We start from the raw sequence: 25,238 nt of genomic DNA on the forward strand, positions 1-25,238 counted from the left end.
TCCAAAATATGACTTTTATCAGACATTTTCGGTTCAAAGAGCACTAAGAGTATGAAGAAACGCTTCTGCCACCCCTTGATCGCAATCTTTATGGTTCTGGCGAGCCCGACCTTGTTGGCGGCCAATGCAGAGCAATTCTCCCGCTTGCTTAAAGGGGCCGAAAGCCAACTCTATTCCCTGCCGCAACGGGCACAGGCGCAGTTGTACGAGATGGAAGGCGATCAGCTCAAGGACCTGCCCAAGCCCTTAGTGACCCGTTTTTATCTGACCAAGGCGACAGTGTCTCTGCTGCTGCATGAGGTCCCCGCCGCCGAGCAAGCCGCCAAAGAGGGCCTTAAACTGGCGGATGCCGGAACCAGCGAACATACCCTGCTGGAGCTGAGACTGGTACAGGTAATGCTGCAAACCGGCAAGGTCAAACAGGCCATCAGCGAACTGCAAAAAATAATAGATCGCAACCAGAACTCTGCCGATAAGGCGGTTCAGGCCGAAGCCCTGCTACTGAAGAGCAAAGCATTTGAGCAGCAAGGCAAGCTGGATGCATCCTACGCCAGCCTGATGCTGTCATTGGACGCTGCCGATCAGAGCCAGGACAAGGAGTTGCTTGAGCGGATCTCCTTTGGCATGGGCCACCTCCTGGTGCGCCTCAACGGCTTTGAACGCTCTGAAAAACTGCTCAAGAAGGCGTTTAATTTCTTCAAGGACAGAAGGATGTCCTACAACCAGATGCTGGTGCAATTGGATCTGGCGCAGTTGGCTGAACGTCAAGGCAAGGCTGAAGTCGCCGTTGACAGGTATCAAGCGGCGCTGGAGCTGGCCAGAGTACTGGGTTACGGCCTGTATCGCTTTCGCATCAATGTGGAATTGGCGCTGAAGTACCGGGAGCTGGAAGATGTGTCATCCATGTCCAGGCACCTGCAACTGGCCGACAACCTGCAGTATCGCGAGACTTCAACCCTCTACACCAGTCGCTTTCAACTGCTCAAGGCCCAGGACTTGCTCAATAAGCATCAGTATGCCGAGATGGCTGTCTATGTCGACCCTCTGCTTATCGGCTTTGCCAAGGAAAAAACCTTGTTGCGCTCTCAGATAGAGCTGTTAAAGGTCAGCGCCGAAGGCTTTGCCGGGTTGGGCAATTTCAAGCGCGCCTACGAGGTGCTGGAGCAATACCAGCAGCGCTTCGCCGCATACAGCTCCAAAGAGTTGGTCAGTAACCTGGATCGCCAACAGTTGCTGTTTAACTTAGAGCGCCTCGAGTTTGAGAACCAAGATCTCAACTGGAACAACGTACTGCAAAAGCTGGAGTTGGAAACCAACCGCACTACCCTGAATCAGCTCAATATCATCAGCAGCATAATCCTGTTGCTGCTGTTGCTGGCCACCGCCGTCATTCTCTGGCTCAACCGCTCACGCTTGAAGTGGGGACTGCTGGCCAAGACTGACAGCCTCACCGGCCTCTATAACCGCCGCTATCTGGCCGGCTGGTTGCTGTACCATCAGGCCACAGAGGAGCAAAGCCAGGAAGCGCAGCCAAAGTGGCGCATGTGGCTTGGCCGGCTGAAAGAAGTATTACTGCCGGCCAAGGCCCGGAGCAGCCATGGCCCGTTGGCACTGATTACTCTCGACATTGACCATTTTAAAAAGGTCAATGATACCCATGGTCACAATAACGGCGACAGAGTGCTGACCGAACTGGCCAAGGTCATGAAAACCTCGCTGCGGGAAGATGATCTGCTGGCTCGGGTTGGCGGTGAAGAGTTTATGTTATTGCTGCCCAATACCGGCTTGAATGACGCTGTGGCTGTCGCCGAAACCCTGAGGCAAAGTGTGGCCGAACACATATTCACCCTGGAAAGTGGTGAGCCGCTTAGGCTCACCGTCAGTCAGGGGGTGGCTTTGGACGCCGACGGCAGCCAGAGCTTCAGCCAACTCACTGATACTGCAGATAAACTCCTGTATCAGGCTAAGCAGCTGGGGCGTAACCGGGTCGAAAGCAGGCTGGCGCCGGGCTCAGAAGCCGCCGCAGTTTGAATTTAGGCGTTTGTCTGTGAGCAGCCATTCCAGCTGCCATCGCGGCGCGCCTGATACTCGCTGACCATAGCCTCGACAGCCGCCTCATCGAAGGGGCGCAAGCCGCTGAGTACCAAGGTCTTGCGCCCGGTGCCCACCTGCTTGTCATCGCTGATAAGCGCGAAATCCAGCGTCACATCACCGCGCTTGCCATCGACTTTGAGACTGCTGTTAACCAGTTCCAGTTTAACCTGCTCAAACTCCAGGGTGTCCAGCTCAAAGCCCATGCTTTCATAGATAACCAATGGCCGCGCCGGATTGATGGTTACCTGATGCTCACGCATCAAAGGCACCAAAACATGGATAAAGTTGAGGCCGGAAAAAGCCACATAACTACGGATAAAGGACTCCAACTGTCGTTCACAGTGGCGCATTTCACCATCGCGATGGACATTCAGGTAGCGTTTGCCGCGCTCATCTTCTATCGCCAGCTCGGCCCCCTGGTCACTGGGAAAATGCAGACATACGCCGTCTCCTACCATGCCTTCAAACTTGAACTGCATCCGGCGGCTGAGGCCATAATCGTTCAACACCAGGGCAAAAAGGAGATCGCCGGGAACACAAAAACGTTTGGCATCCTCATCATGGATGGGATTGAAATCCCCTGCTACACCCTTGGCAAAATCACTGGCCTGTTTGCGGCCTATGGTTATTTGGTTATTTTCTCTTTTAAAATAATCAACTAGAAACATCTTGTTCGAACACTCACAAAGCCAAGGCTAACCGGAATAAAAAGGCCGACCAGTTTAACCGCCTTTTGACAAATAACTCACCCGATCTGTTGCCCCAGGCTTCCGACCAAGGTTGAAAGTTCAAAAATTCAGCAATCGCACTTCAGCGGATTTATCCGGGAATGACGTCAGGCTCTCCCCTTGCGACTAAAACATAGTCTTAATACTTTAATAAAAAGATCAAAAACTTACATTGTAAGCATCCGTTTTCAGACAAAACCATAACAATAACAAGCAAGTTTACAGATGCTGACATTTGTTAATTTTTATCACATTAATAAATGCAAATCGTTTGCATTTATTAAATCAATTGCTAGAATTCGCCCGATTTCAACAACAGTAACATCACAACGGGAAGCAAGATGATCAAGAAAACTCTCATTGCCAGTGCGCTACTGACAGCCCTGTGCGGCCCGCAGGCGTTCGCCTCGGACGAGACTCAGGAGCTGCGCAAAATCATCGAACAGCAACAAAAAGTCCTCAAGGATCTGGAGCGCCGTCTGGCAGAAACCGAAAAGCGTCAGCAACAAACTGCCGAGCATGTCGAGCAAACTGCTGAGCGGGTTGAACAGACCGCCGAGGTGGTAGATGCTACGCCGCAAAAAACCGCCACCACTATTGGCGGCTATGGCGAGCTGCACTACAACAACATAGACAACAAGCTGGGCGAGGATAAGAAAGAGTTCGACTTCCACCGTTTCGTGCTCTTCTTCGGCCATGAGTTTACCGAAAACACCCGTTTCTTCTCCGAGCTGGAAGTGGAGCACTCCATCTCAGGCGATGGTCAAAATGGCGAAGTCGAGCTGGAGCAGGCCTACATAGAGCACGACTTCAACGAAGCACTGACCGCCAAGGCGGGTCTGTTCCTGATGCCGGTTGGCATCATCAATGAAACCCACGAGCCACCGGCATTTTATGGTGTCGAGCGCAACCCGGTTGAGAAAGACATACTCCCGGCTACCTGGTGGGAAGCGGGTCTGGCAATGAATATCCAGGCGGCTCCCGGACTGGCCTTCGATGCGGCCGTGACCTCGGGCCTGAATGTCCCTACCACAGGTAAAAATGCCTATAAGCCAAGAAGCGGTCGCCAAAAGGTTTCCGAGGCCAAGGCTGACGATCTGGCCTATACCGGCCGGGTGAAATACACAGCCGTTCCCGGCCTGGAGCTGGCCGCCACGGTGCAGTACCAATCGGATCTGACTCAAGGCGAAGCCGCTGTAGACACAGCCTCGGCCCTGATGTGGTCGGCGCACGCCATCTACCACATAGAAAACTTCAGCATCAGAGCCCTCTATGCCGAGTGGGACATAGATGGATTTGAAGCCGAAGCCCTGGGCCGCGACAAGCAAAATGGCTGGTACATAGAACCGTCCTACCGCTTTAACGAGCAGTTCGGTATCTTCGCCCGCTACAACGAATGGGACAACAACGCCGGTGACAATCAAGACACCAAAGAAACCCAAACCAATGTGGGTATCAACTACTGGTTGCACGAGAATGTGGTGTTCAAGGCCGACTACGAAAAACGTGGCGGTAAGTCAGACTCAGATGGGTTCAATCTGGGCGTAGGTTATCAGTTCTGATGATCTTTGGGTGCCCTCTGGGGCGCCCTCATTGAGGCACTTATGAAGACCCTTATTGCACTACTCTCACTGTTTTTGCTGCCATTCACTCAAACCCAGGCGGCGCAAAGCGTTTATCAAAGTCCGGCAGACTTTGTCACCCAGGCCTTGGGAGCCCAAGGTAAAGGTCAAGACCAAGCGAAAGCCAAAGTTTTTTGGTTCAGTGCCGAGCAACGCCAGGTCATAGAAGAGATACTGGCCCACGATTTTCGGCCGCTGCGTACCCGCTATTGGCAGCAGGGAGACGACACTGTCTGGATCCTGGAGGAAATTGGCAAAGAAGCGCCAATCACTGTGGGCATTCAGGTGCGCCATGGGCAGATTTATCGCACCAAGGTGCTTATCTACCGCGAGAGCCGCGGCGATGAGGTCAGGCACGACTTCTTTACCGACCAATTTAAATCGGCGACACTCACAAAAGATAAACAGCTGGACAAACATATAGATGGCATTACCGGAGCGACACTTTCCGTCAGGGCCCTGACCAAACTGGCCCGCATCGCCCTCTATCTTGACCGGCAACTCAGCCTGCAACACGGTCTGCAACAACACAGCGAGCCCAGATGACACGTAAACATCCGGACTTTCGAGTCCGTCTCCTGCGCACCCTGCGCCCCTGGCACAGACGTATTGGCATCATCAGCAGTGTGCTTGTGTTGCTGCTGACTCTGACCGGCCTGGCCTTGAATCACAGCCGTGAGCTGAACCTATCCCAAGGCGTGCACTGGCAATGGCTGCAAGACTATTACGGCATTGGCGCCCCGGAAGATGTCAAAGTCTGGCAAGCCCAGCCGCTGGCGGGCAGCAGTAAGGGTCAGGCCTGGATAGCCGGCACGCCGCTAGCCGAGAAAACCGATGAGATACTGGCCATAGCCCCCTTTGAAGACAAGTGGCTACTGCTGACCCGAAACAGTTTGACGATTTTGAGCCAGGATCTTGCTGTGCTGGAAACCCAAACCGAGCTGACAGGTTTGCCGCCGCAGATAAACGCCATGGCGGTCGAGTCCGGCAGTGTCTGGCTGAAAACATCCCGGGGCCAATATCGCAGCGACAGCGAACTGTTGGATTGGCAAGCGGCCACCAGCCTGGTCGCCCTCCCCTGGATAAAACCACTCGAAGGGGCAAAGATACAAACGCAGCAGTTGCTCGGAGATATTCGCGCCAGTCGCCTGTCCTGGCACAGGGTTCTTCAGGATCTTCACAGCGGCCGAATCTTCGGCGCTGCCGGCAGTTATCTGATGGATCTAGCGGCGATCGCCTTATTATTGCTGGCCGTGACTGGCCTGATCATTTATTTAAAACAGAAGCGCTGAGATCAAGCCAGCGATGATGCCTGCCCGGGCTCGTTTGAGCTACCGGCCAGACTATCGGGCGCGAGCAACTGCAGACTGGCAAACTCACGGTACAGCGGGCTGGTTTGCATCAACTCGCTGTGGCTGCCACTGGCCAATAATCGCCCCCGCTCCAGCACCAGAATACGGTCGGCATTGAGCACTGTCGCCAACCTGTGGGCTATGATGAGGGTGGTGCGTCCCGCCATCAACTCATCCAAAGCCTGCTTGACCTTGACTTCACTGACCGCATCCAGGGCACTGGTGGCTTCATCGAGCAGCAGTAAAGGCCTGCGGGCCAAGATGGCGCGGGCAATGGCAATTCGCTGCTTTTGACCACCGGAAAGGCGCACGCCACGCTCACCTAAATAGGTATCATACCCCTGGGCAAACTCACTGATAAATTCATGAGCTCTGGCGCCCTTACAGGCGGCAACCACCTCATCCAGGCTGGCCTCCGGGCGGCCATAACGCACATTTTCCAGCACACTGGTGGCGAAGATCACCGACTCCTGGGGCACCAGGGCAAACTGCGCCCTCAGGCTCGCCAATGATACAGAAGCGATATCGACGCCGTCGAGCAGAATGCGGCCGCAACTCGGCTGATAGAAACGCTGCAGCAGCTGAAACAACGTACTCTTGCCGGCGCCGCTGGGCCCAACCAGAGCCACCCGTTCACCGGGTTGAATATGGATATTGAGATCCTCAAGCACAGCTGCGCCCTCATCATAGGCAAAACTCAGCTGCTCTATCTTGAGTTCTCCCTTGAGCGGACTGGGCAGCGCCAGCGGCTTGGCCGGCTCGGCAATATTTGCCTTGGACTCGGCCAGCTCCATCAAGCGTTCGCTGGCACCGGCAGCCCGCTGAATATCCCCTATCACTTCGCTTATGGTGGCCACGGCGCCGGCCACCATCATGGCGTAAAACATGAATGCCGACAGCTCACCGGCGCTGACCACACCGGCCATTACGTCTCTGGCCCCCACCCAGGTCACAGCCACTATGGCACCGATAGTCAGCAACATGACAGAGGAGATCAACGCCGAGCGATAGCGGATGCGGCCACTGGCAGCACGCATCACCGCCGCCAGGTAGCCGTCAAAATTGTCGCGATCGCGAGCCTCATGACCATAGGATTGTACCGTGTGGATCTCATGCAAGGTTTCATCCACATAGGTGCCGAGATCGGCGACACTGTCCTGACTGGTGCGCGCAAGCTTGCGTACCCGCCGCCCGAGCAAACCCACAGGCACCAACACCAGCGGCACGGCCAGCAGCACCAAGGCCGTGAGCTTGATGCTGGTAAAAGCCATCATCACCAAGCCACCTATAGTGGTCACTGAAGAGCGCAGTGCCATCGACAGGCTAGAACCGATAACTGTCTGCAACAGAGTGCTGTCGGCGGTAAAACGGGAGATTATTTCCCCGGTGCGCAAGCGGGCGAAAAACACCGGGCTTTGTTCCAGTAACCTGTGATACACCAAGCGGCGAATATCGTTGCTGACTTTCTCACCGAGCCAGGTCATCAGATAAAAGCGGCAGAACACGGCCACGGCACTGACCAGGGTGATCCCCAGAATAAACAACACAATTTCGTTGAGGCGGCCCGAGTTGTCGGCCATAAAGCCCTCATCCACTATCAAGCGAACCCCTTGCCCCAGGGCCAGCCAGGCCAGTGACCCCAGCAGCAAAAACAGCAGCGCCAGGGCGACTCGTAGACGATAAGGCTTAAGAAAGCTCAGGATCCAGGGCAGGATCCGAGCCGAAGCGATTTGAGGAGCAGACAAGCGAAAATCCAGACAATGACTGTTAATCAGGATTGTGGCGCCAAAGCGCCGATGAGTCCAGCTCAGGCAGGCACAGCCTTGGGCGTCCCATGGTGGCCATCACGCATCCAGTTGACATCCAACAACTCGGCACCGCTGAGACTGAACGCCTGGCCAAAGCCTTTGACATAGAGACCGCGCTCGGGCACCAGCTTAAACAGGTTGAAATCGGTCAATGCCGCCAGGTTATCTATCATCTCACCGAAGCGTCCGGACAGCACCTGTACCCCTTTGGCAAAGCCCTGGCTGTCTCTTGCTATCAGTTCGGCGGCGGCATCAAAGGTCAGGCGGCGGCGGGCAAACACGCTGCGCGCCTCGGCTTCGTCTTCCACCAGCATCACAGATACCCGCGGTGACTGTTTGAGGTTAATACCGTGACGCGCCAGATCGCTTACCAGAATATAGAAGCCATCATCGGCCAGCGCGAACGGCGCATAACTGGCATTGGGGATCCCGTTGGCGTCCTGGGTCGCCAACTGCAAGGTGGTACGCCCCTGTTTGAAATCTTCGATTTCCGGCAGCAGTTTTTCCTGCAGGCGTTGGTTTTCACTGGTCATATTTCCCCCTTTTTGGCAACCACTTCACCGCGGTGACGCCAGTCGGCAAACAGTGCCAACTGTGGCGGCAGCAGCTTGCGTTGTTGATCCCGGCCCAGATAGACCTTAAAAACGATGGCGCCATCAGGGCCAAAGAAGTTAATCGAATGGCTTTCAGTGCCCCGAAATGGACGACTTATCAAGGCGATGGCGCTGAAATTCTCCAATTTCAGATGGCCATGCAGGCCATCTCCCTTGCTGTAGAGGTTAAAGTAGCCATGAGCCGTCTTTCCCTTGGGGAAGTCGCCTTTAAATTCAAATATCTGCCCGGCAACTGTGACTATGGTGGTCAACTTGCCCCACTCAGGCAGTGCCTGCAGCAGGGTTTCCAGCCATTCCAGCGGCAAGAATTGCTGCTGCTCGGCCGGTAATGCCTGCACCACCTCAAGTTCAGAAATCCCCAGATTGGCGGCGGCATCGGCCGGCAACCACTCAGGGTGTTCCAGCATGGCGGCTGCTATCTGCAGGCGGCCAGCGGCCGCCCTTGTTGTATCGCTTATCTGCATCTGTTGCTCCATCAGAAACGGTAACGGGCCGAGAGCTTGAAGTTGCGCCCTTGATCCATCAGGGTTTGCCAGGCTTGGATGTATTCTTCATCGCCAATGTTTTCAATGGCAAAGTCGACCCGCAGCCCTTCGAAGGTCCCCATGGCAGGCTCCCAAGCCAGATACACATCCCATAGGGTGTAGTCCTGGTAGCGGTTAACCGGGTTATCTTCGGGCACCCTGTCTTGACTGGCGTTATAGCTGACCCGGGTTCCCAGCTTCATATCGCCCGCCATGATCCCCTGCGACAAGTCGAGCACCAGCTTGTTGGCCGGAATATTGGCCAGATAGCCCCCATCATGTCTGTCTTTGCCTTCAGTCTGGCCGTAGCTGAGCGATAAGCGGGTCTGATTGATGCGATACTTTCCTGTCAGCTCGAAGCCGGTCAGTCTGGCCTTGTCGACGTTATCCCAGCGGGTGTTCTGCTCGAGCCCGGGGATGCCGTGCAGAGGATTGGTCACCCGCTGCTCGATAAAGTCATCGACATCGTTTCTGAATACACTCAGGCTCAGAGCCAGTTCATCGTTGCCCGCCAGCTCGGCAAAGCGCATATCGGCCTTCAGTTCCTTGTTCTTGGCCTTTTCAGCCTTGAGGTTTTCATTGACCTCAAAGGTATTGCACAGGCCGTTGGGCAAGAAATTGGGGATGGGAGGAATACAGTAGTGAGTGCCACTGGAGTACATCTCCTCCACTGATGGCGCGCGGAAGGCTTCATCGTAACGGGCGCTGAGTGTCAGCCATGGTGCTGTCTTCCACACCAGTGCCAACGAGGGAGACAAGGCATCGTCATCACTGGAATGGCCCAGGTTATTGCTTTCGTTTTCAAAGCTGTCGTAACGCAGCGCCGGATCCAATGACCAGTTTTCCCCCAGAGCGATATTGGCGGCCACGAAAGCGCCCCACACCCGAGACTCACCATCTATGTTGCCGGGACGCTGACCGCTCTGGCCGCTGTCATCACGGAAGGTTTCTATCTGGTCGCGGTAGCCGTCCAGACCATAGGTTAATTTGAGCCCCTGCCATTGACTGCGATTGGCAATACTAAACCCCAGGGTCTCATATTCTGTAGTGTCGAACTGGCCCTTGGTCAGGCGATTCTCATCATAATCTGTCTTATTCCAGTAGAACTTGGCATCCAGATCCAGCAGGGCGTTGCTACTTGGTGCCAGACTGTAGTCCAGGGTCAGGTTGGAATCTTTACTGTCGCGGCGCACCAGAGGCACACTGTTGCTGACATCTGTGGCCGGGTTGCTGGGCACGGCTTCGGAGATCTCATTGATCCTGCCGGAAAGTTGCAGCCTTTGCGCCTCATCCAACTGCCAACCGAACTTGGCCAAGCCACTGCGACTGCGGCTGGCACTGTTTTCCAGGGTATTGTCATTACCTGCCTTGATGTTGTCACCATCGCTGTAGCTGCCGTTCAACAACCAGTCGATACTGCCCTTGGTGCCATAAATGGCACCACTGCTCTTGCTGCGCTGGCCATTGGTTTCATAGCCCTGCTTTAGATAACCACCAAAGCTCTGGCCTTCGTCGAGCATCTCCCTGGCCGACTTGGTGTTTTGTGATACCACACCGCCTATGGCGCCACTGCCCCAAAGGCTGGAAGCCGGGCCGCGTACCACCTCAACAGAACTGAGCAGCTCAGGGTCCATAAAGAAGGTACCTCTGTGGCCGGCGCTGGTGTTTTGCCTGGCGCCATCTATGGTCTGCAATACCCTCTGACCACTGAGACCACGAATTTCCACCTGCTGGGCAGACGCCCTGGGGCCATTGGCGATATTGATGTTGGCTTCAGTCTTGAGCACTTCGGCCACCGAGTCGCCCTGCTTCTCGGCCAACTGCTCTTCGCCGACAACCGCAGCACTGCGGCTGGACTCAGAGACTTTCTCCTGAATGCGGGTAGCACTTACCAGCACCTCATCAAATTCTGCTGTTTTCACCTGCTCGGCAACAGCGGCCAGACTCAGGAAGGGGGTTCCCAATGCCAGAGTAATAGCCATAACCAGCGGCTTTCTATTCATCATCTTGATCCTCAAACAGATTATCAGGCTGTATCTCCAGCCTTTCTCATGGAAGTGGTGTTTCTGAAAAACAAGTTGAGACAGAGGGCCGCAGGCCTGGGATAACACCACTTAAGCTGGCACTCTAGCTTAGCTTTAGAAAAGGATCAAATAATAATTATTATCATTTGCGATCTTATTTACGCTCGTATATCTTAACCCAAAGGAAGGGTAAGTTCCGGGAGTGGTACCGTCTGTAGCAGCAGAATAGCGGCGCTATCCAAACGGTAAAGGCTGGCCGGACAGTAAAGGCAGGAAACATGGAATGGTGGCGGCTCAGGGACAGAGCCGACCCAAGACAGAACAGCATTGAGCCTTACGGGTCATTGCTTAGTTGAATTTGAACATTCACCAGCCGCAACAAGCGGTTGTAAACAGGAGTAACGGCGTGACCCCCAAGCGTTATTGTGGTTTTGCGCTCATGGCATTGTCACTTCAGAGTGCCGTATTAGCCTCTCAGACAGCCACCCCAGATCCTTTGGTAATGCCCACCAAGGGCGGTTTGCAGCTGAGTTTCAGCGCAGCCCCTGCTGCAGCGGCCCAAACTGCCTCTGTCCAGACTCAAAACCAGGCTGCTAACGCCGAAAGCCACACTGCGGCAAAAGCCCCATCCGCTAAGCATAAAGAAGCTGAACATAAAGCCCCTCAACACCAAGAACCGCTGAAACAGAATGTGGCGAAACCTGAGCCACCAAAGTCAGAGCAGCTCAAAACCAAGCCGCTCAAAACGAGTCAGAAACAAGCCTCAAAGATGAGCAAGCCACTACCGACTCAGGAAAAGCCTCGAGAGATAGCAGAGAAATCTGAACCGAAACACGCCTCAACGACTCCGCGAGCAGAACCTGTGCCCCGTGAGGAGAAGCCGGGCATTCCTTCGTCGCCGGTTCAAACAGCCGGCACCCCAGGGCTGAATCACACCATAGAGCTGGCTGAGCCTGTATTTGCCAGCCCGCCAACGCCGCCGAGCTACCCCAGACTCGCCCGCAAGCGGGGCTTTGAGGGCACGGCTTTGGTGGACATCTTCTTTGATCATCAAGGCAAAACCCAAAACGCCCTGCTCGTCAGCAGCTCAGGCTATTCCATTCTGGATGAAGCGGCATTGGCCGCCGTACGCCACTGGCAGTTCAGCATTCCTTCCCAAGCCTCAGCCGCCCGTTTCAAAGTCAGGGTGCCGGTTCGCTTCGCCCTTAATTAACAGTTGGAGACACGATGGAATTAAGTTTGTACCAAAGCCTGCACCAGCAACTTGGCGATCTCACCTGGCCTTTGCTCATCTGCGCCTTTCTGACCCTGATGATATTGCTGGAGCGCTTTGCCATCTTGTTGCCGAGCCTGTTCAGGCGCCAATCCTGGCTCGGTGAATTGCGCAGCGGCACACTGGATGAAAGTTGTGACAGCCTGCTTGAACGCCTGAAAGATAACCGGGGACTGATTTCCTGCGGTGCCCGCCATTTGCTGAGACAGGCCGCACAACCCAAGGCGCTGCGGGAAGAGTTGTTGTCACTTTGGCTGGCAAAGGAGAAACGCAAACTCCACGCCGGGCTCAAGTTGCTGCAATACATAGGTGCCATCAGCCCGCTTCTGGGGTTGCTCGGCACTGTGCTGGGGCTACTGGAGATGTTCAACGATATTGGCGCCAATCAGAGTGACAGTATCACTCCGGCCTTGTTGGCCTCGGGCTTGGGATTGGCCATGTACACCACAGCCGCCGGCCTGTTGATCGCCGTACCCGCGCTGTTGGGAGCGCAGCTGTTCGGACTCTGGGCCGAGCGCTCAGTGGCCTCCTGCGCCCATGTACTGAATCAACTCAACCTTTGGCTGGAAGGGGTTCCACTGCAGGGCGAAGACAATGATTACGCTGCTTTTAACCTGACCAAACTCAGTCAAATCAATGGCAAGCGTCGCCATCCGGAGCCGCTGTCATGATTGAAATTAAGGAAGAGCATGGCCTGGATAGCGGCCTGGATCTAACCCCCTTGATAGACATCATCTTCATTGTGCTGGTGTTTTTGCTGCTCACAGCCAATCCCAAGTTATTGAGCCTGCCGATTGAAGTGCCGGATAACAGCGCCACGACGTTGAGCCCACAAGCACAGACTCAATTGACGGTAAGCGTGTTACCCCAGGCGCCGTTCTGGGCGCTCAACGAACAAAAATTTGCCCGGTTCGACGCGTTCGAGCAGGCACTGACTCAGGCGTTGGCCGACAATCCCGAACTGACCTTGGTGGTAGCCGCCGACAAGGAGGCAAGAGTCCAGCCGCTGATGCAACTGCTGAGTCTGCTGCAGCGGCTGGAGATCAGCCAGACCCGGGTCCTGATGGAACCCTAAACAACTGATAAAACCTCAGACACAAGTCTGTGGCGTGAGTCCCTGAATTATTTTGGAGCTAGAATGAAAAACTCTCTTATCTTCCTCTGTGGCCTGCTCGCCATGCCGCTTTTTGCCGCTGAAGAGCCCCCCAAGCGAGTGATCAGTGCCGGTGCCGGTGTCACTGAATTGGTGCTGGCATTGGATGCCGCCCCACAACTGGTGGCTGTCGACGCCAGCAGCGCCCTGCCAAAGACGCTGAAACTGCCAAGACTCGGCTACCACAGAATGCTGTCAGCCGAGGGCATATTGGCGCAAAAACCGGATCTCCTGATTGGCACCTCTGTGATGGGACCGGCCAGCAGCATAGACCTGGTAAAACAGGCCGGTGTGCCGGTTATCACCCTGAAGGCGGCCGATACCGCCGAGCAACTACAGCAAAATATCCTCACGCTGGGAAAGGCCCTGAATAAGGAGAAAGCCGCCACCGAACTGGCCGATACCCTGGGTGGCAGGTTACAGCAGTTGGCGCAATCTGCGGCCAAATTCGAACATCCACCCAGAGTCATGTTTATGTTGCTGCAGTCAGAGCGTCCCGCCAGAGTCGGCGGCGCCGATACGGCCGCCGATATCATTATCCAGCTGGCCGGTGCCACCAACGCCGCCGACTTCAGCGGCTACCGTAGCCTGTCTCAGGAAGGCATTCTGGCGCTCAAGCCAGAGCTGATTTTACTCTCAAGCGCCAGCGAGCAACCCGAGCCTCAAGCCGATAAGCTACTGAAGAGCATGCCGCTACTGGCCCATACTCCGGCCGGAAAAGCCGGTTTGATCCGGGATCTTCAACCTCAGGCATTACTCGGGGGATTGGGTATCTCCGCCATTGAAGCAGCCGAGTCCCTGAATCAGGAACTGCTGGAGCAATAATCATGGCTGCCGTGCTGCCCATCCACCGCCATCCCTGGCTCTGGCCTGGACTCGCCAGCCTGCTGGTGTTTTCCGCATTGCTCTCGATAGCAACCGGGCCTGTGACCATAGGCTTGCGCGATATAATCGACTCCCTGTTTGGCTCAGTCGCCGCCGGGCAGGAAGCCAATGCCCTGATAGTGCAAAATGTCCGTCTGCCGAGAACCTTGCTGGCACTGATTGTCGGCGCCCTGTTGGCGCAGTGCGGCGCCGTAATGCAAGGCCTGTTTCGTAACCCTCTGGCGGATCCCGGCATCATAGGTGTGTCCTCGGGCGCGGCGCTGGGAGCCGCCATCTGCATAGTGCTACTGCCACATCTTGGCAGCTATGCCGTCCCCCTTGGTGCTTTTCTCTGCGGTCTGGCAACCAGTTTACTGGTTTACCGGCTCGCCACTTCAGGTGGCAGCACCTCAGTGGTGTTACTCTTGCTGGCCGGGGTGGCTATTACCGCCCTGGCCGGTGCCGGAATTGGCATGCTGACTTTCCTTGCCAACGACATGGCACTGCGGGATCTCAGCCTGTGGCAACTGGGGGCCATCGCCGGTGCCAGTTGGCAATCCGTATTTATCTGTCTGCCGGTACTGGCCTTGGTGAGTTGGCAGTTCAACAAACAGGCATTGGCGCTCAACGCCCTGCTGCTGGGCGAATCCGAGGCGCGTCATCTGGGCATAGAGGTAGACAGGCTCAAGCTGAAGTTGATCTTACTCTGCTCTTTGGGTGTCGGTGTTGCCGTGGCGGCCACCGGCATTATAGGTTTTATCGGACTGGTGGTACCGCATCTGGTGCGGCTGCTCAAGGGGCCGGATCATCGCCAACTGCTGCCGCTGAGTGCCATTCTCGGCGCCGTGCTGCTGGCCTTGGCCGACTCAGGGGCCCGCACCTTGATGTCACCGGCCGAGATCCCTGTCGGCCTGATGACGGCTCTGCTCGGCGCTCCCTTCTTCCTCTATCTGCTGCTGAGTCAGCGACGTAAGCTTTATTGAGGTACTCCATGCCTTCACTCGAATCCGTGACCACGACAGCTGCCGCACAAACACCGGCTATATCATTTGAGTCCACCGCAGTTACTGAGCAAGTACTGGAGCTCAAACATCTACATGCCAGAGTCGACAACAAGCCCTTGCTGACCGATGTCAGTTGCCGACTGCAAAGCGGCCAATTTTACGCTCTACTGGGGCCCAATGGCGCCGGCAAGTCCAGTCTGCTGCGGTTGTTGACTCAGGAGCTCAAGGCCGATGCCGGGCGGATAAGCCTTCACGGATCGCCTCTTGGGCAGTGGCCGAAGCAAGCCTTGGCCAGGCATCTGGCCATGTTGCCGCAACACTCGAGTCTCAGCTTTCCCTTCAGCGTTCGTGAAGTGGTAGCCATGGGCCTGTATCCTCTCAGTCTCAGTGCCAGAGATGCCGCCCAACTGGTTGAGCAGCAACTGTGGCGTCTGGATCTGGCTCACCTGAGTGAGCGCAGCTATCCGGCACTGTCCGGCGGTGAACGCCAGCGGGTTCAGTTGGCCAGGGTTTTGACTCAATTGGCCCAGGCCGAGTACTCGCCTGTACTCTTGCTGGATGAACCCACTTCGGCGCTGGATTTGGCCCAGCAACACAGAGTACTGCGGCTCGCCAGAGAGCTGGCTCATGAGCAGGACTACACTGTATTGGCCGTGCTGCACGACCTCAACCAGGCCAGTCACTATGCCGATCAGTTGCTGGTTATGGACAAAGGAAAACTCCTGGTTCAGGGCGAGCCCCAACAGGCTTTGACGCCTGAACTGATTTCCAGGGTCTGGCACTATGAACCGGGCACCTTCGCCGACGCGCAGGGGCAGAGACTCTATTTTTGAAGCGATCAAAATCTTGACAATAAAGGCCCTTGCAATATGGCCCTGCCATAAGAGCATTTGACCCCGAACAAGTTCAGCACCGACAAGCGCCTTTGATGTGAAGCCGTCTGTGGTCAGAACTCCACGCAGGCAGGTATAATCCTTGGGTCAGTCATCAACCCCATCAGAGATGAACAAGAAGCCAGCGATTTCCAACGAAACCCAAACCGAAGCCATGCGCATGGCCAAAGCCACTCAAAAGGCGGGGCAGACCAAGGAGCAAACCCGCCTCATTGCCCAGGGCATAGAGAAAGGCATTGCCGAATACAAGAAGCAACAAAAGGCCAAGGCCAGAGCAAGAGACAAGGCGCGCAAGCAAGAGCTGAGACAGAAAAACAGGCTCCAGCACGACTCGGATGACAGCGCAGATGCGGCAGAAATAACGCCATCCCATGCCCCCAAGTGGCTGCTGTTGTTTCCCTGGATACTGCTTGGCCTTAGCTGGCTTGGGTTTGCTCTCTACCTGGCTTGAAAAACCTGGTCTTAAAAACCAGACTTGAAAAAGCCGGGCTTGGCCATAAAAATGTAAACAGTGCCAACTCGCGACAGGGCTACTCTGTCGCTGCGCATAGAAGCGGATTTATTTAGCGAAAATGAGCGGCGAAAGCTATTAAATAAACCTTGGTCGCACCCGCGATTTTGCGACTCACCCTTTAGGAAGCCTGTCAGGAAGACTCGATGAAAACCACTACTCTCTCGGCCGGCGTAGCTTTGTTGTGTAGCTTACTGCTTTGCAACTCAGCAATGGCCTATGATCCCAAACCCGGACACCTGCGCCTCACCGAACTCAGCTATCAGAAACTGGCGCAATGCCGCGGTGAAGTAGTCAACCCTGCCAGATTACAGCGACTGCAGGACGGCAACCTGGCCATGGATGAAGGCGCCGCCAAACTGCCCTCTTCCCTGTATGATAATCCCTGGAGTGATCAACTGTTTCCGGCCTATCGCCGCGTTGGCAACTGGCACTTTTATCATCCGGATAAAACGGACAAAGAGACAGTGCAGCCCGGCCTTGTCAATATGTCACAGCAACGCCTATGGGCCAGGGCGCAACTTGGGTTAACCATAGCCAATGACTCGGCCCAGCGGGATTACTTTGTCGGTGCCCTGCTGCATCTGTTGCAGGATGTCAGCGTGCCCGCCCATGTCACCCCCGTCTATCACGGGCCGTCCCTTGTTGGCCTGTTTCCGCTGTTCACAACCAAGCTTACCCACTATCTCAAGGGGGAGCACAGAGCCAAGTTCTATGGCATCAAGGATCCGATAGATTCATCGCCGGTTACTATAGAGCTGGAGGATTTACCATGCCCGACAACCGACTCAAAGCTGAATTATGATGCCATTCGTGAGCTACTGGCACGGCAAACCCTGGCGGCCATGGCCGAGCCCATTCCCAACTGCGGGAACAATCATTGGCAACTGTTTTGGAACAAAGAACTGCCCCACAACTATTTCAAAGGCTATAACCTGGAGTTACCGCCATTTGGCAGCAATGGTGATCTAGTAGTGGGAATGCAGACGCAGTGCGAGTTTAAGGCTAAAGGCAATCAACTGCAGGATCAGCGTTACTATGAATTTATCCAGCAACGCCATATCCAGGCGGTTCTGGCCGGTATGCTGCTGTTACAACAGGCGGATTCAACTGTCGGCGAACAGCAGGGCACGGATCTGCTCCAGGTGAGTGCCGACCCAGGCGCTGTTAATCGGGCCCCAGGTACGGATGTGGTAGTGCCCTGAGTTATTCCGGCGGCCATCCTGGATAAAGTCCACCTGAATACCTATATCGCCGAAGGCGGCAATGGCGTCCTGTAAGGTGCGGCGCGGCATACCGGTTTCCTTCTGTAAGGACAACAGGTTATGTTGGGTATCGTCTATCAGATGGGCCAGATAGAGCTTACGCAGAAAGGCGGTTTGCTGTTTGGATACCTTATCGGCTTGGAACATACTCATCGTCCTGATGGTTTACAGCCAGTAACGGCGCGTTTGGGAGGCAAGCGCCACACGGGCAACAAAGTCTTGCTACCAAACTACTTGATATCCAGTTGTTAACACAAGTGCAATCGCTCAGGATCCGGAACTGCATCAAGTCTCTGCCATCCAAGCTCGCGGCTTGAAGCGACAAACTCTCTATTGCTATAGTCAGGTCAATGCCTCAAGGACTCAAAGCACATGGATACCCGCTCGCCCCACTCACCCCTGCCTCAGCAGCAGTGGTTGGGCTTTGACAGCCAACCCTTGACCCCTTTGTCTCCCCGCTACCGCCAACAATTGCTGTGGCAAAACCTGCTGCTGATGGTGCTGGTCATACTGCTGCTAGTGCCTGCGTTACTGCTCAGCGCCAAGCTGAGTGGTCTTGGAGTCATCATCTCGGTCACGCTGGCACTGCTGCTTTTGGGATTCAAGACCTGGCTCAATCAAAAACAAGCCGAAGCCACGGCTTATGGCGTTTGTGAATATGGCATTTTGCTGCGTGAAGGGCTTTGGTGGCAGAGCCATACCGCCATGCCGGCCAGCAGGCTGCAACATGTGAGCCTGTCTCAGGGGCCATTGCAGCGCCATTTCGGGCTGACAAGTTTGCGCTGCTACAGTGCCGGCAGTTCGGCGGCCGAGGTCAGCCTGTCCGGGCTGGATATTGAAGTAGCCGAAGCGCTGCGCCAACATCTGTTGTCTCTGGCGGGGAAGGATGGCGGTGAAACCTCGATGGAGACGCCGAATTGAGCCAGGTGCAGCAAGCCAACTGACACTCGCTCTCACCCTGGGCGATCATCAGTTTCAGCCTCACCAGCCTGAAACACTTCCTCAGCAACGGCTATGCCCTGGTACCTATCCTCTATACCGGCTGGCAGCAGGGATTTGACTCCGTCTGGCTGCCCTTGGCACTGGCATTGACCCTGATAGTGATTTTTGCCCATGGGCTGTTGAGCTGGCGCAAATTCCGTTATCGCTTGACTCGAGGACAACTCGAGGTCCACAGCGGTGCCCTGTTCAAGCGCAAAGTCGAGCTGCCGATAGACAGAATTCAGAATGTGCGTCTGGAACAGCCTTTTTACTTCAAGCCGTTGCGACTGGGTAACTTGATAGTGGAAACTGCGGGTTCGGCCAAGGATGAAGCCTGCTTAAGTGCAGTCACCCAAGCTCAGGCCGAATCACTGAGGCGGCAATTGATGAAACGAGCCGACACAGACGAAAGCGCCCCCACCTCAGCACCGCCAAACTCCCGCTTACTGGTGAAAAAGTCTCTGGCAGAGCTGGCACTCTTTGGCCTGTATCAGAATAATTTTGTTTGGTTTGCCGTTATCGCAGGTCCGGTACTCAGCCAGCTCGAAGGCAGTCAACTGATGGAGCTGGGGCTGACACAAGTCTTCGGCTGGCATCAGCAGCAGCTCAGTGGCAACCTGCTGCTGGAGCTGGGGTTCCTTGTCGGCCTTCTGCTCCTTGGCTATCTGCTGTTTTCCTTGATCTCAATAGTCGCGGCGCTGCTGAAATATGCCCCCTATCGCCTGACCCAGGAACTGGAAACATTACAGCGTAGCGGCGGCCTGCTATCCCACCAGCAAGACATACTCAAGCAGCACAGAATTCAACTCATCAGTTTGCAGCAGCCGTTGCTGGCCCGCTGGCTGAAACGCTGGACTCTGAGCTTCAAGCAGGTAAAAGGCAATGAGGTGGAAGGCGGCAGCAACAATCACATGTTGGTGCCATCGCTCGGTAGAGGCGAAGTGCATCGCCTGCTAAAAAGGCTCAACCAAAGAAGCAGCAAGGCCGACCGTATTCCGAATCGTTGGCACCCCATTCACCCGAGTTGGTTTTACCATAGGGCGCTGTGGTGCTTAACGCCGGCGCCGCTGACATGGGCATTTACCGGCTCGGCAGCAGAGACCTGGTTGCTGTTGCTGGCCGGAGTGTTGGCTGTCCTGGCGCTTTATCTGCGCTATCGTCAATGGGGTTTTTGGCAGGTTGAAAACGATCTCTGGATCCACAAAGGGCTCCTAGGCCACAGTTGGCAGTTGGTATCGCTGAGCAAGGTGCAACATCTGCAGCTGATCCAAAGCCGGGGGCAAAAACGCCGAGGCCTCGCGAGCCTCAAACTTGGGCTGGCCAGCGGCGAACTGACACTGCCTGCCATCCCGCTGGCCAAGGCGCAGGATATCGCGGCGCAAACCCTTGGGCTTATCGCCCATGATCACAGCAACTGGATTTAATCCCATTCAAATAGAAGGAATTGCCATGTCAGTTCAAATCGCTTCCGAGTACAGGCCACAACAGATAATCCATTTTTGGTTTGAAGAGATAAGCCCCAAGGCTTGGTGGGTCAAGGATCCTGAGTTTGACAACACAATTGAGCATCGTTTCGGTGCCTTGCTGAATGCTGCCCGTCAGGGCGAGTTATGGCATTGGCGACAAACGCCACAAGGGCGCCTGGCGGAAATTTTGCTGCTGGATCAGTTCTCGCGCAACATTCACCGCAATACTCCCGATGCCTTCAGTGCCGATCCCATGGCATTGGCTCTGGCGCAGGAGGCGATCAGCATAGGCGCCGACAAACAGCTGCAAGCCCCTATGCTGGCATTTCTTTATATGCCCTTTATGCACAGCGAGTCGGCGGTTATTCATCAGCAGGCACAGAAACTGTTCGCCTCGGAACAAACCAAGGACAACTATGACTTTGAGTTGAGGCACAAGGCGATTATTGACAGGTTTGGCCGTTATCCCCATCGCAATGCCATATTGGGACGGCAGTCGACCGCCGAGGAGCTGGCCTTTCTCGAGCAGCCCGGCTCCTCGTTCTAGTACTCATTCAAGCCGCATCGACTTGTTACTTCACCACCAACACGGGGCAGCTAGCCTTGTTGGCCACGGCCTCGGCCACATTGGTACTGAGAAAATGGGCCAGGCCACTGCGACCGTGGCTGGCAATCACTATCATACCGACATCGGCAGACTCGGCTTCGGCCAGGATCTCCTCAACTGCGTCACCGCGGCGAATGACAGTTTCAATTTTCAGCGGACTGTTCAGCTTGGCCAGCAACTCATGCATCTTCTCGGCGGCGGCCTTCTCCATGGTTTGCGCCAACTCTTCCGGAGTGATGATCAACAACTGATAGTTTTCATCACCTATGGGCTGATCCACTACGTGCAAAATACGCAGCCCAACATGGTAAAGGTTGGCCATTTCAATGGCATACCTCAATGCATTGGCAGCTGTATCACTGAAATCAGTGGGCCAGAGGATATCTTTGTTACGCATAGTGACCTCCTTGACACGACAGGCATCGACTGATGAGATACCTGTCGAATAATATCAACAAGTTATATTGCAATATTTTGAAGCACCCTATGAATACTTTACTCCATTTACCCGCGGCAGTAAGCCTATTGGTGATTATTTTTACCCCAGTTTACGCCGAGGATGCCGCCAGCCTGGTAGAGCGTGCCAAGGCGCTGCAACAAGCCGGACAGAGCCCGCTGGCCAAGCCGCTCTATGAGCAGGCGGCGGCCCTTGGCAGCAGCGAAGCCCACTTCATGCTGAGCTACAGTTATTCTTTACCTTTGGCCGAAGACATAGCGCATTTAAGCCAGGCAGCAAGGGCCGGTCACCCCAAGGCATTCTATTACCTGACAGATCGCCTGTTGACCCGCGGCGGCACAGAAAACAGTGCCGATCCTGTCAGGCTGGGCGAGGTGTTAAAACAGTATCAAAGTCATCATCCGGACTTTAACTTCGACTATCAAACCACACTGGATGCCTGCATCTATGCGGACAAGCCCGATTTCAACCGGCTTAATGCTCTGAGCGCTCCCTTAGAGGAAGGCTACAGCTATCGTTTGTGGCAACAGGCTGAAAACCTCTCCAAACTGCAAGATGGCAACAATTATGATCGCCAGGTGCTGCAGCTCATCTGTTATGGCGCCGAGGTACCGGCCGAGCTGGATATCGCCGTCAAAGACAGGCTCAAACTCGACCCTGGTGCCAAACAGACCACTGAATTTGATCTCTGCAACGCTATTACCAGTGGTATGGGAATGGGCTTTTGCGCCTCCCGGGAAGAGCAGCGACTGGAGCAACAGCGCCTCGCCAAACAAGAAGGGATCAACCAAAGCATCAAGCAACGCCTGGGGCAAGCGCCGCTTAAATTACTCGAGCCGGCCAACAGCGCATTCGAGCTGTGGCTACAAGCGAAAACCTCAAGGGAGGAAGGCCATGGCGGCAGTGGTCGCAGCGCCTTTATTATCGGCTCCCAGAGCGAGCAGCGGCAAAACTATCTGACACGTTTGGAAATACTCAGTAAAGGAGAGCAAGTGGTGAGCACTTTCCCTGACTTTGCCGGCGCCGACAAAGAGCTCAACCAGGTGTACCGCGCCTTGATGAAGAAACTGCGCCCGGCGGATGACCCCGAGCTTTATATGTTTGAAGTGACCAAAGAAGACCTTCGCGCGGTGCAGAGGTTGTGGCTTAAATACCGCGACAGCAATGCACGCCTATTTGCCGCGCTCCAGGAATCCACCACTGAGCAAGAGTGGCAGGCACTCTTGACTCAGGAGCGTAGCGAGCAGCTCAAAACCCTGTTGGAATGGCAATAAAAAAACGCCCGCACCTCCTCACAGGTCGCGGGCGTTTCATGGCAAAGCGATTTAGTCTTTCAGCCAGTCAATGGCGTCGAGGCGATCAACAAAGAACTTCATGTCCCCTGGCGTAAACCAGTCGGCCATCTTGGTCATCCATTCCTGCAAACTGGTATTGCCTATGATGGCAATCTTCTCGAAATGGCGTCCATGCTTGATCCCCAACTTGAGATCGTCCCACATGGCCCTGGCTTCCCAACCATCCATTTCGGTGACATCCAGCAGAGCGTAAATATCCGGATCCTTCACACCGGCTATCGCCGATTCCAGCATAGGCACCATGTATTCATAGTCTTCGTGGGTCAGTTTTCCCACGGCTTTCATGGTGACAAAGAAATCGTCATCACCATAACGCTCAATTCCGATTGAAATACCATGCATGTTCAAGCTCATCATCAATTCCTTATGTCAACGATTTCAAAAACAAGGCCCCATCTATTCGATTTCAGTCTAGTTGGCGGCCGTGATGCATTCTGTGATCCATATCAAATATAGCTCTGCTATTGCCAACCGGCGCAGACTGAACTAACATCAGACCGACTAATCAGTCGGTTACTTTAAAGGCAGCTTAATGGCTGCCGAAGGAGGCAAAATGTCGCTTGTTAACCCAGAGCCGCTCACAGTGGAGAATCAGCAATTACTGCAAAAATTCACCGTGCAGCGCCAGGCTTTCAGTGCCGCCCCCATGCCAAGCCTTGGCGAGCGCAAGGCCAAGCTCAAGGCGCTGAAACAAGCCTTGCTGAAACACCAACAGGCCCTAACGGATGCACTCAGTCGCGACTATGGCCACAGGTCGACCGACGATAGCCTGATCTCCGACATACTGCCGGTCGTTACCCAGATCAACTACAGCCTCAGGCACCTCAAACGCTGGATGAAACCCAGTCGCCGCCATGCCGGATTATTGCTGGCCCCGGCCAGCGTCAGGGTGGAGTATCAACCCAAAGGTGTGGTGGGCATCATAGTGCCGTGGAACTTCCCTATCATGTTGTCCTTGAGTCCGCTGGCCACAGTCATTGCCGCCGGTAACCGCGCCATGTTGAAGCTGTCTGAATTTACTCCCCACACCAATGCCGCCCTGCGTACCCTGTTGGCCGAAGTCTTCGATGGCTCCGAGGTCTGTGTGATTGAAGGGGAAGCCGAGATTGCCGCTAGTTTCTCCGCCCTGCCCTTCGATCATCTGCTGTTTACCGGCTCGACTCAGGTAGGACGCCATGTAATGCGCGCGGCGGCCGATAATCTCACCCCTGTCACCCTGGAGCTGGGAGGCAAGTCTCCTGTGTTAATCGCCCGGGACATGCCCATGGAGACAGCGGTAGAACGCCTCATCTACGGCAAGTGCCTCAACGCCGGGCAAATTTGTGTCGCCCCCGACTATATTCTCTGCCCCAGTGGTAAAGAGGCCGAGTTTATTAGCGCCTATCGGCGCCGCTTCCAGCAGTTCTACCCCGACTTTGCCAACACCCCGGACTATGGCCAGATACTCAACGAGCGTCAGGCCGCCAGGCTGGTCGCCCTCCTGGAAGATGCCACCGCCAAAGGGGCACAGGTATTTGCCGCCGACCGCGAGCAACCACTCAGCAAACTGCCCAGTGCCGAACAGCGCAAATGGCCCACCTTGCTGCTGACCAAGGTCAGCGACGATATGAAACTGATGCAGGAAGAGATCTTCGGCCCTTTGCTGCCCTTGGTCAGTTATCAAGAGCTGGGGCAGGCGCTCGACTATATCAAGGCGCGCCCCAGACCTTTGGCCCTGTATCTGATGAGTTTCGATAAAGAAGTGCAGCAGCAAGTATTGTCCCAAACCCACTCTGGCGGAGTCTGTATCAATGAAACCGTGTTTCATGTGGCCGCCGACGATGCCCCCTTCGGTGGCATAGGTCCGTCCGGCATGGGGCACTACCACGGCCAGGAAGGGTTTCGCACCTTCAGCCACGCCCGCACTGTGCTGTCCCGGGGGCGACTCAATACCGGCAAACTGGTGCATCCGCCCTACGGCAAGGGGATCCAGAAGCTGCTGCTGAAGGTGTTTCTCAGATGAAGCGCAGCAACGAAGCAACCCGGGCATTGAGCGGCAAACAGGACAAGAAGCAGCAGATCCTGGGCAGCGCATTGCAACTGTTTGTCGAGCAAGGTTTCTATGCCACCTCGACCGCCAGCATAGCCCGCCACGCCGGCGTGGCCACGGGCACCTTGTTCCATCACTTTAGCAGTAAAGAAATCCTGATGGACCAGCTGTTTCTGGCCATCAAGACAGAGTTTGCCGACGCCATTTCAGCAAGCTTGCCAAAGGCGCCGGCTACCACCACTGAATTACCGCGGCGGGCAGAAATGCTGTGGCAGGCCGGGCTAGATTGGGCGCTGGCACAGCCTCTGAAGCTGAGCTTCTTTGTGCAATACGCCATGTCACCCAGTGTCAGTGAAGCGGTCAGGCAGCAGGCAATGCATGGCATTCTCGGCTTTATCTCTGAACTGTTGGAGCAGGGCATCAACCAAGGGGTATTGGCAGACTTACCCAGAGAGCTGTTGCTGGAAGCTTGCCACAGCCAGTTCCTGGCGGCGGCGCGCTTCTTCTGCAACCAGCCTCAGAAGGCTACCAGTGAGGCCAGAAACGCCAGCTTTCGCCTATTCTGGCGCGGTGTGGCAGCCTAGCCATTTGGAGTCAAAATCCAATGGCAGCCG

The 25,238-nt window shown here is 55.2% G+C and carries 26 protein-coding genes; 18 read left to right on the forward strand and 8 right to left on the reverse strand.

Translation table 11 applies throughout. From position 1 onward, the window contains the following. The first annotated feature begins 51 nt into the window (after nt 1-51). Nucleotides 52-2,031 (forward strand): GGDEF domain-containing protein, encoded by a 1,980-nt coding sequence (locus tag N512_RS22180; RefSeq protein ID WP_037474118.1) that lies wholly within the window; start codon nt 52-54, stop codon nt 2,029-2,031. A gap of 2 nt (nt 2,032-2,033) precedes the next feature. On the opposite strand, the gene N512_RS0103985 is transcribed toward N512_RS22180, so the two are convergent. Further along, complete coding sequence (locus N512_RS0103985) at nt 2,034-2,762, reverse strand: DUF3581 domain-containing protein (RefSeq protein WP_028779485.1); 729 nt, start codon at nt 2,760-2,762, stop codon at nt 2,034-2,036. A gap of 401 nt (nt 2,763-3,163) precedes the next feature. Between N512_RS0103985 and N512_RS0103990 the strand changes: the two genes are divergently transcribed. From N512_RS0103990 to N512_RS22190, 3 genes are read left to right on the forward strand one after another with little or no spacing between them, the layout of a single operon-like run. Next, entirely contained in the window at nt 3,164-4,384 is a 1,221-nt protein-coding gene (locus tag N512_RS0103990) for a porin (protein ID WP_037474121.1), read from the forward strand. 42 nt (nt 4,385-4,426) lie between these two features. Beyond that, nucleotides 4,427-4,990: an FMN-binding protein gene (locus tag N512_RS22185; protein WP_156029050.1), complete on the forward strand. Its 564-nt coding sequence runs from the start codon at nt 4,427-4,429 to the stop codon at nt 4,988-4,990. Then, nucleotides 4,987-5,736, forward strand: coding sequence for a PepSY-associated TM helix domain-containing protein (locus N512_RS22190; RefSeq protein WP_051472641.1), 750 nt, complete (start codon nt 4,987-4,989; stop codon nt 5,734-5,736). Before N512_RS22185 ends, N512_RS22190 begins: the two co-directional genes overlap by 4 nt. Nucleotides 5,737-5,738: 2 nt before the next feature. On the opposite strand, the gene N512_RS22195 is transcribed toward N512_RS22190, so the two are convergent. The 4 genes from N512_RS22195 to N512_RS0104020 all read right to left on the reverse strand — a co-directional run bounded on the left by N512_RS22195 (nt 5,739) and on the right by N512_RS0104020 (nt 10,745). After that, on the reverse strand, nt 5,739-7,541 hold the full coding sequence (locus N512_RS22195) for an ABC transporter transmembrane domain-containing protein (protein ID WP_081737080.1): 1,803 nt from the start codon (nt 7,539-7,541) through the stop codon (nt 5,739-5,741). Between the two features lie 62 nt (nt 7,542-7,603). Continuing rightward, nucleotides 7,604-8,137 (reverse strand): heme utilization protein HutZ, encoded by a 534-nt coding sequence (gene hutZ / locus N512_RS0104010; protein WP_025008892.1) that lies wholly within the window; start codon nt 8,135-8,137, stop codon nt 7,604-7,606. Then, the gene (gene hutX / locus N512_RS0104015; RefSeq protein ID WP_231473518.1) at nt 8,134-8,625 is read right to left on the reverse strand and encodes a heme utilization cystosolic carrier protein HutX; all 492 of its coding nucleotides are present in this window, start codon (nt 8,623-8,625) and stop codon (nt 8,134-8,136) included. The genes hutZ and hutX overlap by 4 nt, the downstream gene beginning before the upstream one ends. Before the next feature lie 68 nt (nt 8,626-8,693). Then, nucleotides 8,694-10,745 (reverse strand): TonB-dependent hemoglobin/transferrin/lactoferrin family receptor, encoded by a 2,052-nt coding sequence (locus tag N512_RS0104020; protein WP_028779488.1) that lies wholly within the window; start codon nt 10,743-10,745, stop codon nt 8,694-8,696. A gap of 427 nt (nt 10,746-11,172) precedes the next feature. Here N512_RS0104020 and N512_RS22200 point away from each other — a divergent pair, with 427 nt between their 5' ends. From N512_RS22200 to N512_RS0104060, 8 genes are all read left to right on the forward strand, one after another. Then, nucleotides 11,173-11,979, forward strand: coding sequence for an energy transducer TonB (locus tag N512_RS22200; RefSeq protein ID WP_051472644.1), 807 nt, complete (start codon nt 11,173-11,175; stop codon nt 11,977-11,979). Nucleotides 11,980-11,993: 14 nt separating this feature from the next. Beyond that, nucleotides 11,994-12,710, forward strand: a complete 717-nt coding sequence (locus tag N512_RS0104030) for a MotA/TolQ/ExbB proton channel family protein (protein WP_028779489.1) — start codon at nt 11,994-11,996, stop codon at nt 12,708-12,710. Next, the gene (locus N512_RS0104035; RefSeq protein WP_025008886.1) at nt 12,707-13,114 is read left to right on the forward strand and encodes an ExbD/TolR family protein; all 408 of its coding nucleotides are present in this window, start codon (nt 12,707-12,709) and stop codon (nt 13,112-13,114) included. The genes N512_RS0104030 and N512_RS0104035 overlap by 4 nt, the downstream gene beginning before the upstream one ends. Before the next feature lie 63 nt (nt 13,115-13,177). Then, on the forward strand, nt 13,178-14,017 hold the full coding sequence (locus N512_RS0104040; RefSeq protein ID WP_025888647.1) for a heme/hemin ABC transporter substrate-binding protein: 840 nt from the start codon (nt 13,178-13,180) through the stop codon (nt 14,015-14,017). A gap of 2 nt (nt 14,018-14,019) precedes the next feature. After that, nucleotides 14,020-15,039, forward strand: coding sequence for an iron ABC transporter permease (locus tag N512_RS0104045; protein WP_037474124.1), 1,020 nt, complete (start codon nt 14,020-14,022; stop codon nt 15,037-15,039). A gap of 8 nt (nt 15,040-15,047) precedes the next feature. After that, nucleotides 15,048-15,893 (forward strand): heme ABC transporter ATP-binding protein, encoded by an 846-nt coding sequence (locus N512_RS22205; RefSeq protein ID WP_081737081.1) that lies wholly within the window; start codon nt 15,048-15,050, stop codon nt 15,891-15,893. Between the two features lie 169 nt (nt 15,894-16,062). Beyond that, on the forward strand, nt 16,063-16,404 hold the full coding sequence (locus N512_RS0104055) for a DUF2956 domain-containing protein (protein WP_028779492.1): 342 nt from the start codon (nt 16,063-16,065) through the stop codon (nt 16,402-16,404). A gap of 206 nt (nt 16,405-16,610) precedes the next feature. After that, complete coding sequence (locus N512_RS0104060; RefSeq protein WP_028779493.1) at nt 16,611-17,669, forward strand: hypothetical protein; 1,059 nt, start codon at nt 16,611-16,613, stop codon at nt 17,667-17,669. Here N512_RS0104060 and N512_RS23980 read toward each other — a convergent pair. After that, nucleotides 17,571-17,876: a winged helix-turn-helix domain-containing protein gene (locus tag N512_RS23980; protein WP_025008880.1), complete on the reverse strand. Its 306-nt coding sequence runs from the start codon at nt 17,874-17,876 to the stop codon at nt 17,571-17,573. The genes N512_RS0104060 and N512_RS23980 overlap by 99 nt on opposite strands. A 225-nt stretch (nt 17,877-18,101) precedes the next feature. On the opposite strand from N512_RS23980, the gene N512_RS23680 reads away from it, so the two are divergent. The 3 genes from N512_RS23680 to N512_RS0104080 all read left to right on the forward strand — a co-directional run bounded on the left by N512_RS23680 (nt 18,102) and on the right by N512_RS0104080 (nt 20,723). Beyond that, nucleotides 18,102-18,650, forward strand: a complete 549-nt coding sequence (locus N512_RS23680) for a PH domain-containing protein (RefSeq protein ID WP_051472645.1) — start codon at nt 18,102-18,104, stop codon at nt 18,648-18,650. 155 nt (nt 18,651-18,805) lie between these two features. Continuing rightward, entirely contained in the window at nt 18,806-20,134 is a 1,329-nt protein-coding gene (locus N512_RS22215) for a PH domain-containing protein (protein ID WP_051472646.1), read from the forward strand. Nucleotides 20,135-20,171: 37 nt separating this feature from the next. Continuing rightward, entirely contained in the window at nt 20,172-20,723 is a 552-nt protein-coding gene (locus N512_RS0104080) for a DUF924 family protein (protein ID WP_443018266.1), read from the forward strand. 25 nt (nt 20,724-20,748) lie between these two features. Here the strand turns inward: N512_RS0104080 and N512_RS0104085 are convergent, their stop codons facing one another. Next, entirely contained in the window at nt 20,749-21,180 is a 432-nt protein-coding gene (locus N512_RS0104085) for a universal stress protein (protein WP_028779495.1), read from the reverse strand. Nucleotides 21,181-21,269: 89 nt separating this feature from the next. On the opposite strand from N512_RS0104085, the gene N512_RS22220 reads away from it, so the two are divergent. After that, nucleotides 21,270-22,514: a lysozyme inhibitor LprI family protein gene (locus N512_RS22220; RefSeq protein ID WP_197021428.1), complete on the forward strand. Its 1,245-nt coding sequence runs from the start codon at nt 21,270-21,272 to the stop codon at nt 22,512-22,514. A gap of 51 nt (nt 22,515-22,565) precedes the next feature. Here the strand turns inward: N512_RS22220 and N512_RS0104095 are convergent, their stop codons facing one another. Then, entirely contained in the window at nt 22,566-22,949 is a 384-nt protein-coding gene (locus N512_RS0104095) for an STAS/SEC14 domain-containing protein (protein WP_028779496.1), read from the reverse strand. A 199-nt stretch (nt 22,950-23,148) separates the two neighbouring features. Here N512_RS0104095 and N512_RS0104100 point away from each other — a divergent pair, with 199 nt between their 5' ends. After that, the gene (locus tag N512_RS0104100) at nt 23,149-24,597 is read left to right on the forward strand and encodes a coniferyl aldehyde dehydrogenase (RefSeq protein ID WP_028779497.1); all 1,449 of its coding nucleotides are present in this window, start codon (nt 23,149-23,151) and stop codon (nt 24,595-24,597) included. Further along, nucleotides 24,594-25,208: a TetR/AcrR family transcriptional regulator gene (locus N512_RS0104105; RefSeq protein WP_044735184.1), complete on the forward strand. Its 615-nt coding sequence runs from the start codon at nt 24,594-24,596 to the stop codon at nt 25,206-25,208. Before N512_RS0104100 ends, N512_RS0104105 begins: the two co-directional genes overlap by 4 nt. Nucleotides 25,209-25,238: the final 30 nt, after the last annotated feature.

It is taken from the genome of Shewanella sp. 38A_GOM-205m (genome assembly GCF_000518445.1).
Lineage (GTDB): Bacteria > Pseudomonadota > Gammaproteobacteria > Enterobacterales > Shewanellaceae > Shewanella > Shewanella algae.